Below are 13711 nucleotides of genomic sequence, written 5' to 3' on the forward strand. Positions count from 1 at the left end.
GTAGAATCGTGGGCAAGCTCACGTCTGTCCCAACGGTTTCCTGGTCGGGAACCAATCAGAAGTTCTGTGGCGCCATGGGCCGTTGAAAGGGAGTTCGATGACCGTCGCGGCTGATACGGGTCCCACCACCGTGCAAACCATCGTGGCCGGGTCCTTCCAGGAGTGGAGCCGGGCCATCTCCTCTTCCTTCGTTCCCCTTGTGGCAACAGGGCCCAGGAACGCGACGTTCCACGGAACCATGCGAGCCCGCGTCCTGGGGCAGATTTCCGTGGTGGAGGTGACCGCCGGACCCCATACGGTCCTGCGGACCCCGGAGCTCATTGCCAAGTCCACCGGGCGCTTCTTCAAACTGAGCATCCAGCTCGCTGGGTCCGGTCGCCTGGTTCAGGATGAACGCGAGGCAGTGCTGCGTCCGGGTGACCTCTCCATTTACGACACGTCCCGCCCCTACCAACTGACCTTCGACGACGACTTCCGCACCCTGGTGCTGATGTTCCCGCATGTCTTGCTGGACCTTCCGGCCGAGGCCATGGGCCATGTCACCGCCTTGCGCATTCCAGGTGACGAGGGCCTCGGCGAGCTCATCAGTCCCTTCCTGGTGAAGCTGGCCGACAACCTTGAAGCGCTCTCAGGCACCAACGGCCTCCGCCTGGTCCACAATGCCCTGGATCTGGTGACCACGCTCTTCAACGGGGAACTGGACCATCTGATTGAGGCCGGCCGGGACCCGCATCTGCTGTTGTTGGGCCGGATCCACGACTACATCGAGGCCAACCTTGGCGACCCTGAGCTCTCGCCGGGAAGCATCGCCACAGCGCACTACATCTCCACGCGGCACCTGCACGATCTTTTCCAGGAAATCGGCACCACCGTGGCTTCCTCGATCCGGCAGCGGCGACTCGAACGGTGCCGCCGCGACCTCAGGGATCCGGTCCTGGCTGACCGTCCTGTCACGGCCATTGCAGCACGATGGGGGTTCACAGACGCCGCACACTTCAGCAGGATCTTCCGGGCCGCTTTCGGGAACTCCCCCACCGGGTACCGCAGCGAAGGCCTATAGCAACAACTGCTAGGACCCGGGCCGGCCCTTCATCACCAGCGATGTCACAACACCGAGCAGCAACAGGCCTCCAGCGGCCACCATGGAAACCACAAATGCTGCACCAGGCCCCTGCGTCTCAGCCAACTGCCCGGCCAAGTAGGCACCCAAGGCAGTACCTGCCACGATTCCGCTGGCGAGGGCCGTCATGACCGTGGCCATACGGCCCGCCGGTGCCACGACGCCGCCAATGCTGAACACGGTCACCATCACAGGCCCCACGGGAATACCCAGAATCAGCAGGACAAACACCATGGGCCAAATACCGCCGGGCAAAAGCAGCAAGAGTGACAATGCTGACATCAACAAGGCGGCCGCAACCCAACGGGAGGCCAGGCTGAACCGCTGCGGCCAGAACGCGACCGACAAAGCAGCCACGGCAGAGCTCAAGCCCATCACCGCGTAAAGGAGCCCCGCGATCTCGGCAGTGGCATACTGGGCCGAGAAAGCGCTCAACGCATTTTGCGTCGCCCCGAAGAAGGTACCCATGCAGACCATGGCCACCACGGGAACGGCCACCACTGCTCCGGCCCACCGATGAGGACGAGTACCGCCCTGACGCGCGTGTCCATCTGAAGGCACGACGCCGGCAGCCGGCTTGCGGGGTGCCGGAACCACGGCATGCTGGCTGGGATGGACGGCGAAAGCCGGTACCAGTGTGATGGTCATGACCGCGGCCAGTGCGAGAGGCAACCACGGAGCCACCATGCTGGCCAGGACACCTACCAACGCCGGGCCAAGGACGAACGTGACCTCGTCCGCGGTGCCCTCGTAGGAAAGCGCGGTGTCCAGGTCTGCACGGTTTGATGCCACGCTCCTGCCGCCGTTGGCCACCGTGGGAGATAGGTTGCGGGTAGTCAAAGCCATCCAGCGGACCCTTGCCATGGGACCGACCTGCGGACAACTGGCACCTGCGAGGAAAGCAGCAATCAGGACCCCGGCGGCATCCCCGGCCGAACCATAGCCAGGGGCAAGGTAAGCCGCTGCGAGAAGTCCAACGACAGCCAGGGCGTTGATAACAGCGGCGACGAGGAGCACGATCCGTTGCCCCGCACGGTCAGCCAAGGAGCCAAGTACGGGGGCGCCGAGGGCCGAACCGATACCAACAGCTCCGGCAGCCATGCCACCGATCGCGTAGGACTGGCTAACGGCCGTGACCAGCGTCAAAGTCCCCACAGTAAGCATGGCCAGTGGAAGCCGGGCAAACAGGCCCAAAGGCAGGAAACCGGGTCCTGCCAATTCCGGAAGCCGCGCAAAACGGCCGGGCAGTCGCGAGGGGCGTGAGGGCGGAGAAGACAGTTGCTGTGAAACTACAGAAGATTTTTCCATTAATCCGGGTTCGCTAAAGGATGCGCATCGTCCCTCCTCCCGATGCGCGCGACCCGGTGTAACGGGTTAAGTCTATCGGATATGTCCTAGACAGGAACCGCTTCGGCAATTCGGACGGTGGACCCGTGCCGGCCCTTTACCACCTGCACCTGGCTGGTGATGCGTTGTTTCATTTCCGCAACATGGCTGACCAAGCCAACTACCCTGCCGCCGTTCCGTAGTCCCTCCAAAGCATCCATCACTTGCTCCAGGGCTTGCTCGTCGAGGCCACCGAAGCCTTCATCGACGAACAGCGTCTCAATGTCCACGCCGCCGGCCTCTTGCTGGACAACGTCGGCCAAGCCGAGGGCAAGGGACAAGGAGGCCATGAAGGATTCCCCGCCGGACAGTGTGGAGGTGTCGCGGCGCTGGCCGGTCCATTCATCCACGACTTCGAGCCCCAGTCCTGACTTTGCACCCCGTGCGGCCTTTGCATCAGTGTGCTGCAGGGTGTAACGGCCGTCGCTCATGGCAACGAGTCGTTCAGAGGCGGCCATGGCCACCTGTTCCAGGCGGGCAGCCAGGACGTACGTATTCAGGCTCATCCGGTAACTGTTATCACCGGATCCCCTCACGGTGTCCGCCAACTCTGCCAGCATCCGGGCCTTGTTCCGAGGCTCCTTGCCGGCCTGGGCGAGTGCCAGGTATTCCTTCCGGAACCGCGCTACTGCTTCAGCCGACTTTTCGGCCAGGCCTGCGGCCAGTGCGGCGGCCCGTGATGTGTCCGCAGCCTCGGCAGCCAACTGCTGAGACGCCGCGAGTTCGGTCTCCGGCAACGGCAGCTCGCCAAGGCTGGATTCCTTCGCAGCCAGGACCAGATCCTCACCGGCAAACAGTTCGTCGAGACGGGATGATTCAGCGTCGAAATCGGCGAGGTCTTTCTCGAGCCCCACAACATCGGCTGGCGGCAGGAGTTCGCGCCGCGCTTCCGCGGCAGATCCGAACCCGGATCCCGGCAAGGCCCTGCCCAGGGAGGCGATGGCCTCCTCCTGCGATTGTCCGGCATTTTCGACCTCCCGGTCAGCGTCCGCTGCCGCCTGCAGCAGCGCGCGGTCAGCGGACAGGGCCTCCAACCTTTCGCGCAGGCTCGGGAATCCAGCCCTTAATCCAGCCAAGTCAGTCTCCAGCTCAGTGCGCTGTTCCTCGAGCAGCACCGCCTCGGAAGCCGCCTGGGCCGCGGCGGCCATCGACCCGGAAAGTTCTTCCTCGGCCAGGACGATGCGCTGGTTAAGGGACTGGTACCGGCTGCGCAATGTCTCCAGGGACGCTGCGGTTGCGCGGGCCTCGGTGAGAGCCTGACGGGCTTCCTTACGCCTTGACTGAGCGTCGGCCGAGTCTGTTGCACCCCCTTGTGCTTCCAGCCCGGCGAGGACCTGGGCTGCCGCGGAGACTTGCTCGGCGAACTTGTCCACGGCCTTCTCGCTGGCGTCAAAAATGTCCTTCAGCTCTTCCTCTTCCTGGGCCAGGGAGAGGGCGGACCGTACTGCCGCAGCCGGATTCGGATGCTCCTTGCTGCCACATACGGCGCACGGCGAGCCCTCTTCCAGGGCTGCTGCCAACTCGCCCGCTGCATTGGCCAGGCGCATCTCCCTGATATCGAGCCACTTCTGGCGGGCATCCTGGGACGCGGACCGGGCCCGGAGATGCTTCGCGCTGATTTCCTCCAAGTCATCGGAGGCAGCAGCATGGCGGGCCACGATCTCCACCAGTTCGGTGGCCGCTGCTGCTTCCCTTTCCAGCTCGGCCAGCTTCTCAACAACCGGTTCGAGGAGGGTAATTTGCGAGGCCACCTCAGCCGCGTCACCGCGAAGCTGGTCCAGACCGGAGCGTGCCGCTTCCGCGGCAGCGGCATGTTCAGCCGACTCGGCGCGTTTGGCGGACAGGCGTGCTCCGATGCCTTCCAAGCGCTGCTCATCGGCAAGACGTGCCTCGAGCACAGCGCAGCTTGCCTTGGTACTCTCCAGGGATGTGGCGGGGTTCTCGGGGTTTATACCCGCCGAGTCCAGCTGGGTGCGAATACCGGCGGCGAGCTCAGCGGCAGCCTGGACCTTGCGTGCTGCCGAATCCACGGCTTCCAACTGGCCACTGAGAACAGCAGCACGCCGATGCCGGCCAAGCTTTTCCCTGTTCTCATCTGCACGGGGGGCTGCCAACTCCAACAAGATCCGACGCTGCATGGCGGCGCCGAGACGCAAGTGGCGCGCCGCTTTGTCCTGGGCTGCCTGGAAGTCCCCTGCGAGACGGGAGGTCAAGGATTCCGCTTCCGTGGCCTGGTCCTGACGTCGCCGCCACTCGGCTGTTATCTCGGCTTCGACCTCGGCAAGCCATTCCTCGGGCTCTTGCCCAGCGGTTACTGTGGCAGAGGTACCTTCTGAGTCTGCGAGCCCTCCCCCATGCGCCCCCAGCTGCAGCCGTTCTGCGGCAACCCTGTCCAGCAGCATGGTCAGCTCCGCCGTATTCTCCTGCACGGCACCGGCGGCTGCAGCGGCCTGCTGTGCCAGGTGTCGTTCAACGGCTTCGAAGCGTTGGGTGCCGAACAGTTTCTGGAGGAGTTCCAAGCGGTCCCCTGCCTTGGACCGGAGGAAGGCGGCAAAATCACCCTGGGGCAGCATGACAACCCGGGTGAATTGCTCCCGGTCCATTCCCAGGACGTCGGAAAGTTCAGCTCCTACCTCGTCATTTCGGGATGACTTCTCTTCCCAGGTTCCATTCACCCGCTCGCGGAGCAGGGTCTTGGCCTGCTGGGTGGTGAAACCATTGCGGCCACGGCTGCTGGGCCGCTCCCATGCAGGTGAGCGGGTCACTTCAAAACGACGTCCGCGCGCCGAGAACTCGCACACCACCCGGGGTTCCGCGCCAGGAGCGGCGTGATCACTGCGGAGCCGTTTGCCTTCCTGGCGGGCGCCGGGGACAGACCCGTAGAGGGCGAAACAAATGGCATCCAGGATGCTGGTCTTCCCGGCACCGGTGGCGCCATTGAGGAGGAAGAGGCCTTGTGCGCTCAGGTGGTCGAAGTCGATGTGCTGGGGCGTGGCAAATGGACCGAATGCTTCGATGTCCAAACGGTGGATTCTCACAGCTCTGCTTCCTCCAACCTGACAGCTTCCAGTGCTTCCTTCAACGCCGCTTCCTCGGCATCTCCTGAACCACGGCCACGGACATGTTCCAAAAAGCCGCAGCACACTCCGAGGTCGTCTTCCGCTTCGGCGAGCCGGGTGCTGTAGCTGGTTTTCAGCTGGGATCCCGCCCCTTCGGGATCGAAGGCGAGAACCAGGGTGTCGGGGAAACGGGTGCGCACCCTCTCCATCGCCTGGGCAGGGCGTTGAGCATCGGTCAAAGTAATCTGGCAATAGGCATTTTCTGCCCACGCATGCTCTTCGGATCCCAGCAGGTCATCCAGCGGGCCGCGCAGGATGGCCAATGCCCTGGGCGGCACCCACAAGACCTCTTCAACCCCGATTTCACCCTCCGCGCCGACGTCAACCAGCCAAGCACCCTTGCGGTGTTTGGCTTCGGAGAAGGAATAGGCCAGGGGTGAACCCGAGTAGCGAACGTTCGGGGCCAGTTCCTGCCGCCCGTGAAGGTGACCCAATGCGGTGTAGGCGAAGTCCTCAAAGAGATCCAGCGGGACGGCGCCCAGTCCTCCGATACTGAGGTCCCTTTCGCTGTCAGAGGTAATGCCTCCGCTGGCGAATGTGTGGGCCAGGACTACAGGGTGCACCGGTCCGGTTTCCCGACGCCGCTCCACATCATGGCGGATCCGTTCAACAGCCGCCAAGGTGACATCAAAGTGGTTGGCGTTATCGACGCCCATCCGCTCAGCCACCAACCGGGGCTCCAAGTAGGGGATGCCGTAAATGGCCACGTCCCCGCTGCGGCCATCCGATCCCAGGGGTAGGACCACCGGTACATCCAAGTCCTCAACCCGCGTCCGGAGGTGCACTCCCCCTCGTTCCAACAGCCGGGAGGCGAAGCCCAACCTGATGGCGGAGTCGTGGTTGCCGCTGGTCAAGACCACGGCGGCACCTGCCTGGGTGATACGAACCAGGGCATCGTCGAGGAGTTTCACCACGTCCAGGCCCGGCAACGCGCGGTCATAGACATCACCTGCTATCAGGACAACGTCAACGGACCTGGCCTGAACAACCGACACCAATTGGTCCACGAAATCGCGCTGGGCTTCAAGCATGCCAACGCCGTGAAATGACCGGCCGAGGTGCCAATCCGAAGTGTGAAGTAACCGCATATTCTCAAGTTAACCGCCAGCCACCGACAATAAAGCGCAGGCAAGCCGTCCGCCGTCGATCCTCTCTGCTCAGTCAGCCCTTTTTGCCGTCGAAGAAATCACGGGCATCATCCGTTGCCGCAGCAGGGGAGGGTGCGGGGCTGACGGTGTTCTTCCCGGAAGAAGACTCCTGGGCCTTGGCATCAGCAGTGTCGGGGGCGTCCACCGCAAGATCATGGTCAGTATCGAAGTCATCGTGGACGCCGTCATGGGTGCCCGTCCGCACATCCGTGATGTCGGCATCATTGGCAGCTGTAAAGCCTTGGAAACCACGGAAGACCAGCCCGGCAAGCGCCGCACCCATCAATGGGGCCACCCAGAAGAGCCACAGGCCCTCAATGGCCCATGTCGAACTGAAGAAAGCCTGGGCCGTTGCCCGTGCGGGGTTGAACGGAAGGTTGCCCAGGACCTGGCCAAGCTGGAGCAGCACCACCATGGCAAGGCCCACAGCGAAGGGTGCCACGGCGGGAACAGCCCGGCGACCAGCCGTCGCCCCCAGGAAAACCGCAACAAGCAAGGCAGAACCAAGGATTTCAACCATCAAGACCCCTGCCATCTGCGTTTGGGCCGCAGCATGCTCCCCGAAGCCAGGCGCCACCACGTCGAAAGCAGCCCTCGCGTTCGTCAGGACGGGGACGGTGGTCACCACGAAGTAGACCAGCGCAGCACCAATTACGCTGCCAATGAGCTGCGCCGCCAAATATGCGACGGCGGCGACCGCCTTGATCCGGCCGGCAATCAGGTTACCCAGCGTAATGGCCGGATTGAAGTGACCACCGGAAACATGGCCGAAGGCCAGCATGGCCACTGTCACGGTGAGCCCGGCGGCCAGAGCCACCGGAACAGGCGCACCCCCGGGGTTGGAGAAAATCCCGACTCCCACCGCTACGACCACAATGAACATCGATCCCAATGCTTCAGCCGACAACCGGGCAAGAAGCCCCGGTTGAGGTTCAGAAACGGCCTGTACAGGAGTGGTCATGTCGAAGGTGTCCTTACGGTTGGTCTGGAAGGCGGCCTTGCCGCGCAGCGCGCTCTGCACGCACTTGTCTTACTGCTCTCTGCCGCCGGCGGGCAATAACCTGGTGACGCCGGACCGGAGGTCGAAAGCCCCTGAGCATTGTGCCAGCCGAGTCTGGGCGGTTGCTGAATCCTGCGACCCGGTGCTGAATCCTGCCTCCGAGTTCTGAATCCTGCCTCCGAGCTTAGCCGCCCAAAGCTATGGCCGCGATCGCCGTTCCCCCCAGGCAGATGACGGCCACGGTGCTGATCAGCACCAACCGGGCCGAAGCAGCAGTGTTTCCGGCCTGGAGTTGGCGTGACCTAATCCACACCACGGAGGCCAGGACGATGGTGGCGGCCGCTGCCATCAGCGCACAAATGCCCTGGAAGTCCAGCCCCGGGAGGCCTGCGCCAACGGGGCCGGAAGAGGGCTCGGACGTCAGCCAGCTCCGCCAGATGAAGAGGTCCACAACCACTAAGGAGATCAGGGTCCGGCGCCAGGCCAAGGTTGTGCGTTCCGGTTGGAGGCCGGGATCGCGGACGTCCGCACTCAATGGATGCCCTCCATCACCGGGCCAGCAGGATCAGCGCCGCGAAGGCGAAGGCTGCCAGGGCCACCACGATGGTCATGAACAACATGACGCGGGAGAACGGAAGTGCTTGGTCGTTGCGCATTGCCGCTTCCATCTGTCCCCACCTGCGGTAAGACAACGCGGCCAGTCCCGCTCCGACCAGTGCCAGCAAGACGCAGAGGACCAGTCGGACGGGAGTCGGCGCGATGTTGGGAGCCAATTGGTCAACGGCCACCGCACCGGCGAGGAGGGCCAGGGAGGTACGGATCCACGCGAGGAAGGTTCGTTCATTGGCAAGCGAGAACCTGTAATCAGGTGTCTTGCCGGTCCGTCGCCAAGCAGGTTCACGCACGCAGTCTCTCCAGTGTTCATCGGTGCCGGGCAGCTTCCCCACCTTACCAGCGGGTGTTCACGGCACGGTAAGTTACTGGCATGAGTGTTGAACCTTCCTCCCCCGTAGCGCCATCTTTCGAATCCCGTGTCCGCGGCTCACTTTTGGGTGGCGCATTGGGCGATTCCCTTGGTTACGCCGTGGAGTTCGATTCCATCGCAGCAATCCGCGCGACCTTCGGCCCTGCCGGCTTGACCGATTTTGGCCAACTCGACGGCGGCAGCCACTTTTCGGACGATACCCAGATGACGCTGTACACCGTTGACGGCCTGGTGGAAGCCCTCGAGTGGGCTAACGACGGGGTGGCGGCAGATGAAATTGCCTGCCTGTGGCTGGCCTATCTGCGGTGGCTCAACACCCAGGACGTCGCAGTTGGCTCGTCCGCACCAGTGCCGCAACCCCGCTGGATCGACACCCAGGAAGTCCTCCGGCACCGCAGGGCACCGGGCAATGCCTGCCTGAGCGGCCTGGCTACGGGCGAGATGGGAACGGTGGCCCGCCCGGTCAATCCTGATTCCAAGGGATGCGGCACAGTGATGCGCTCGGCCCCTTTCGGCCTGATCCCCCATATCTCCCGGGAGGCTGTCTACAAGCTGAGCTCGGACGCTGCCTCCTTGACGCATGGACACCCTTCAGCCCGGCTCAGCGCAGCAGCCTTTAGCTTGCTCATTCACAACATCGTGGCCGGAAGCGATGTGCGGACAGCGGCAACCGATGCGCTTGGCTACGTCAACGGCGTGCCTACCAAGGCTCCCGAGCTTGGCGAGCGGCTGGAAGCCGCCCTGGCCCTGTCGCAGCAGGCGACGGCACTGAACCCTGAAGAGGTCACCGCAGCGCTCGGCGAGGGCTGGGTCGCAGAGGAGGCACTCGCCGTCGGACTTTACGCCGTGCTGGCCACGAGCGGAGGCTCACCCGCGGACCATTTCCGCAACGCGGTTTCGGTGGCCATCAACCACAGCGGTGACAGCGATTCCACCGGATCCATCGCGGGAAATATCCTCGGGGCCTTCTACGGTGATCAATGCCTCCCGGCCCAGTGGCTGGAAGCCTTGGAAGCGCCCGAGGTCATCCATGGCATGGCAGACAGGCTTCTCGCCGTCACCACTGGCTGATCCGTGACCGCTGGCTGATCCGTCACTCTTGGCGGATCAGTTGGTCATTCGTCACGCCCGGCGAAGTGCGATGTTGTTGCAGGCCTCGCAAACATCGGCCGGAATCAGGCCACGGCGTTGCAGGAAACCGAAGATGACGCAACCGAGGCAGAAGCCAACGAAAGCCTCCAGTGAGGCTGCAACGATCAAGACCGCCAGCAAGACCCAGGCAGCCGGCTGGTAGCCGATCAGGAACAGCACGACGGCGGCACTGGTCATGGCGGCCCCCAGGCCTTGGGCGAAGCGTTTGGGAGGACCGGCAACCAGCTTCACGTGTCCGATCCGCGGCGCCAGAACCTTGACGGAGATCAGTGCGAGCGGGGAGATCCGGGGGCCGAACAGCAGGCGGAGCCAGAAACCGGCAGCAAGTGCCGCCAAGCCCCAACCCCAGCCGGTCAGCAGCGTTGCGACAGCCAGAACCACCACGAGCCCGGCGGTGATGCGGGCCGCATATTCGTTCACGGGGTTGGGGAACGCGAAAACGGCGCGCCAATCCAGCCCACCGCGCACGGATGGATCTGCCGGCTCAGGGGCGTCCGACTGCCGGCGAAGCGGTGCCGGGCGAAGGGAAGGCTTGGTCATTCCCCAAGGCTAGGAGCGCAGCTCAACCGGCGGGAAGCATTGTTGCGCAGTGTGACCGTTCCGGCCCCCCTGTCAGGGGTCAGGCCCCGCCTACCATTTGCAGGAATTCGCCCTCGGAGACAACTTCGATTTGCTGGCCTTTGGCGTGCAATTCCAGAACCCGTTTGGCCTTCCCCGTGAGTCGTCCGGCGCGCAGGTCCCCGGCAACGAAGCCATCGCCAACAATGAGCACTGTGGTCCTTGCCGTCACCCTGCTTTCCGGCCGGGCGCCCATGTCCGCGGCCCTCGATTTGGCTTCGGGCCGGGTGATCGCCAGATCCCCCGTGAAAACCACTGTCTGTCCGAACAAGGGGTGCCCGGGCTCCGCGCCGGGATTCGGCAAGGGATTGGGCCCTTCCTCGGGCCAGGCTGACCATCCGGAGGGACCTCCAGCGGCGCGGTCCGACGCACCAACAGCGGCACTTTCCGTCCTGGCAGCGAGCGCGGACAGCGTGGCTTTGGAAAGACCTTGGGTGGGATCGAAGGCCTGCTGGCGGGGCAGGTCAAGGCCCAGGGAAAGATAGAGTTCGGCGATGCTGTTCGCATTGTTCCGCCGGGCGATGTCCACCAGGATTCCGGCGCAGGCCCGCGCGTCCTCGGCGGCGTCGTGGTGGTTGACCAAAGGTACCCCTGCCTCTTCTGCGGCATACGGCAAGGAGTTGGAGACCAACGAGTAGCAGCGACGGGACAGCATGACCGTGCAGACGTAGTCATAGGCCGGTCCGGCAAGGCCTGATACTTCAAGACCGGAACGGATGACGCCGAGGTCGAAGGCTGCATTGTGCGCCGCGAGGATGTCACCACCGATAAACGCCCCGATTTCCGGAAAGAGTTCACCGAACCGCGGGAGTCCGGCGACATCGTCAGCGCGGATGCCGTGGATGCGGGTGTTGTGGAACTCGAACTGATCATGATTGGCCGGCGGGCGCATCAGCCAGGAGGCTTCTTCCACCACAACTCCACCGCGGACCTTGCTAAGGCCTACCGAACACGGCGACCCCCGGAATCCGTTGGCTGTTTCAAAGTCGATCGCCGTAAAGTCCAATGCCACTGGTCAAGATTACAGCCGGAAAAGGCCGCCTCCGCCGATTTCCGCGGCGGGGCGGCCCTTCCGGCCGTTATTGTGGCGAACGATACATGCCTCCCCTAGGGGGTGGCTTTGCGCAGGGTGGCGTAGGAGCCGGCTGCCAGGACAACGCACAGCAGGGCTGCCCAACCACTGATGCTCAAGGGGGTTTGCTGGGCAAACCAGGTTCCGACCACTCCCCACCATTGGAACAATGTGGACAGCGCGGCCAACCCGATCAGGACCAGTCCGGTCCCGAGGGTTGAGATCAAGGTTCCGGTGGTTCCCCAACGCTTGAAGATGGTGGCGAACCAGAATCCAATGATGAACATGAACATCATCACCATGAAGAAGAACGCCGCGGTGGAGTACCAGGGCCCATCTGTCACCCACGGGATCTTGAAGAAGTAACCGTAGACCCCCCACCCGTTGGTGGCCCCTTCGATGACACCGCCCAGCAGGTAGAGCCCTGTCATCCCCAGGGCAATGAGGGAGAAGAGTCCCAGCGTCCCCAGGTAGAACGCCTTGCGACTGATGCTCAGCCCTTGGGAGAAGGGAAATACCAGCGTCATGCTTTGTATCCCCAGAACCAGGAAGTACCACATGGGAGCCTGGCTGCCCCCTCCGTACTTACCTTCCTGCACCGGAATTAAGGCGAAGATGGCCAGCGACATCAGGAAGGAAGCGGCCAGAATGGTCAGCGGCCATCCGATGTACGTCCACTTGTTGATCAGTTGCATCCGGGCAACTGCCATTGTCCTGCTCATCGCCTTGCCTCCAACGTGTCATCAGCGAATTCTCCGGCGATGGATCCACTTCCGGCGCCATCCGGCCTGACCATCGTTTTACGGACCACCAATTGCTGCAGCGAAACGGGAGCCAACTCCAGGCCCAGTTCCGCTGCTTCGGCGCGTTCCCGGCTTCCGAGTGCCTCGTCTACGGTCACCGAGGCCAAGGACCCCAGCGTTTCCCGGTGCAGGATCCTGCGGCCGGCCAGGAAGCCGTCCACTTTTTCGGCGGAACCGGAAACAGTGACGGCCGAACCCCTGATTTCCTCGGCATCGGCATCCATGATGATCCGGCCCCGGTCGATCACCACCACGTGTTCCAAAAGGTTTGCGACCTCGTCGATCAGGTGGGAGGAAAGGATGATGGTGCGTGGGTGCTCTGCGTAGTCCTCCACCAGGCGGTCGTAAAACAATTGCCGGGCAACGGCGTCGAGACCCAAATACGGCTCATCGAAAAACGTCAGCTCGGCACGCGAGGCCAGGCCAATGATCACTCCGACGGCGGACAACTGGCCCCGGGAGAGCTTCTTGATCCGGCGCTTGACGGGAAGTTGGAAGTCTTCGGCCAACCGGTCTGCGAAGTCCTGGTCCCAGTTCTTGTAAAAGAGCGCAGCGCTGCGGAAGGCATGCTGCGGTTGGAAGTCGTCCGGGTATTTCTGCGATTCACGGATAAAGCAGATCCGCGACAGTACGGCGTCGTTCTCGTAGGCGCTCGCGCCAAAGACGAGTGCTTCGCCGGAGGTGGCGAACGCCTGCGCGGTGAGGATGGACATCAGCGTGGTCTTGCCTGCGCCGTTTCGACCCAGCAGGCCGTAGATACGGTTCGCCGAGAGAGTCAGGTTGACGTTGTCCAGTGCGTTGAGGTCTTTGTAGTGCTTGATCAGGTTACGGGCCTCGACGATGGTCTCGTTCACAGGGCCGCGCTCCTTTCCTTGTCTGTCCCGGTTTCCGGCGCAAGCCCGGAGGTGCGTTCGATCATGATGTTCAGCTGCTCCGCCGAAATGCCCAGTTTCCGGGCCTCCAGCGCCAGCGGCTTGACGTACTGCTCCACAAACTCTTCAGTGCGGCGCGCTATCAGCTGGGCGCGGGCTCCTGTTGCTACGAACATCCCTATCCCCCTGCGTTTGTAAAGAATTCCGGAATCCACCAACAGGTTGACGCCCTTGGCTGCGGTTGCCGGGTTGATCCGATGGAAGGCAGCAAACTCATTGGTGGAGGGCACCTGGGATTCTTCAGCCATGGTGCCGTCAACGATCCCGTTCTCAATGAGTTCGGCGATCTGGAGGAAAATCGGTTTGCTGTCATCGATCATCAGCGCCACCGCCTCACTGGTTCATTACTCATGTAACTAACCATACAAGCGGTGAA

At 63.2% G+C, this 13711-nt stretch carries 13 protein-coding genes; 2 read left to right on the forward strand and 11 right to left on the reverse strand.

Features of this window, described 5'->3' with window-relative positions:
* Positions 1 to 97 precede the first annotated feature (97 nt).
* Positions 98 to 1060: a helix-turn-helix domain-containing protein gene (locus tag HP499_RS12490; RefSeq protein WP_172324375.1), complete on the forward strand. Its 963-nt coding sequence runs from the start codon at positions 98 to 100 to the stop codon at positions 1058 to 1060.
* A gap of 9 nt (positions 1061 to 1069) precedes the next feature.
* Here the strand turns inward: HP499_RS12490 and HP499_RS12495 are convergent, their stop codons facing one another.
* The 6 genes from HP499_RS12495 to HP499_RS12520 form a co-directional block, all read right to left on the reverse strand.
* A complete protein-coding gene (locus HP499_RS12495; protein WP_172324376.1) occupies positions 1070 to 2428 on the reverse strand; it encodes an MFS transporter in 1359 nt (452 codons plus the stop codon).
* An 86-nt stretch (positions 2429 to 2514) separates the two neighbouring features.
* Positions 2515 to 5544 (reverse strand): AAA family ATPase, encoded by a 3030-nt coding sequence (locus HP499_RS12500; protein WP_172324377.1) that lies wholly within the window; start codon positions 5542 to 5544, stop codon positions 2515 to 2517.
* Entirely contained in the window at positions 5541 to 6713 is a 1173-nt protein-coding gene (locus tag HP499_RS12505) for an exonuclease SbcCD subunit D (RefSeq protein WP_172324378.1), read from the reverse strand. Before HP499_RS12505 ends, HP499_RS12500 begins: the two co-directional genes overlap by 4 nt.
* A 73-nt stretch (positions 6714 to 6786) precedes the next feature.
* Entirely contained in the window at positions 6787 to 7734 is a 948-nt protein-coding gene (locus tag HP499_RS12510; RefSeq protein ID WP_172324387.1) for an aquaporin, read from the reverse strand.
* A gap of 223 nt (positions 7735 to 7957) precedes the next feature.
* Complete coding sequence (locus HP499_RS12515) at positions 7958 to 8308, reverse strand: DUF202 domain-containing protein (protein WP_172324379.1); 351 nt, start codon at positions 8306 to 8308, stop codon at positions 7958 to 7960.
* Positions 8309 to 8321: 13 nt separating this feature from the next.
* Positions 8322 to 8678: a DUF202 domain-containing protein gene (locus HP499_RS12520; RefSeq protein ID WP_172324380.1), complete on the reverse strand. Its 357-nt coding sequence runs from the start codon at positions 8676 to 8678 to the stop codon at positions 8322 to 8324.
* A gap of 80 nt (positions 8679 to 8758) precedes the next feature.
* Between HP499_RS12520 and HP499_RS12525 the strand changes: the two genes are divergently transcribed.
* Positions 8759 to 9829 (forward strand): ADP-ribosylglycohydrolase family protein, encoded by a 1071-nt coding sequence (locus HP499_RS12525; protein ID WP_172324381.1) that lies wholly within the window; start codon positions 8759 to 8761, stop codon positions 9827 to 9829.
* 51 nt (positions 9830 to 9880) lie between these two features.
* Here HP499_RS12525 and HP499_RS12530 read toward each other — a convergent pair whose 3' ends face one another.
* The 5 genes from HP499_RS12530 to HP499_RS12550 form a co-directional block, all read right to left on the reverse strand.
* Positions 9881 to 10450 carry a DUF4395 domain-containing protein gene (locus HP499_RS12530; protein WP_172324382.1) on the reverse strand — a complete coding sequence of 190 codons (570 nt, stop codon included), beginning with the start codon at positions 10448 to 10450 and terminating at the stop codon, positions 9881 to 9883.
* A 79-nt stretch (positions 10451 to 10529) separates the two neighbouring features.
* Positions 10530 to 11540 carry an exonuclease domain-containing protein gene (locus HP499_RS12535; protein WP_172324383.1) on the reverse strand — a complete coding sequence of 337 codons (1011 nt, stop codon included), beginning with the start codon at positions 11538 to 11540 and terminating at the stop codon, positions 10530 to 10532.
* Positions 11541 to 11635: 95 nt separating this feature from the next.
* The gene (locus tag HP499_RS12540; RefSeq protein WP_172324384.1) at positions 11636 to 12322 is read right to left on the reverse strand and encodes a hypothetical protein; all 687 of its coding nucleotides are present in this window, start codon (positions 12320 to 12322) and stop codon (positions 11636 to 11638) included.
* Entirely contained in the window at positions 12319 to 13257 is a 939-nt protein-coding gene (locus tag HP499_RS12545; RefSeq protein ID WP_172324385.1) for an ABC transporter ATP-binding protein, read from the reverse strand. The genes HP499_RS12540 and HP499_RS12545 overlap by 4 nt, the downstream gene beginning before the upstream one ends.
* Positions 13254 to 13655, reverse strand: coding sequence for a GntR family transcriptional regulator (locus tag HP499_RS12550; RefSeq protein WP_172324386.1), 402 nt, complete (start codon positions 13653 to 13655; stop codon positions 13254 to 13256). Before HP499_RS12550 ends, HP499_RS12545 begins: the two co-directional genes overlap by 4 nt.
* Positions 13656 to 13711: the final 56 nt, after the last annotated feature.

This window comes from Paenarthrobacter sp. CM16 (genome assembly GCF_013179505.1).
Classification (GTDB): Bacteria; Actinomycetota; Actinomycetes; order Actinomycetales; family Micrococcaceae; genus Arthrobacter.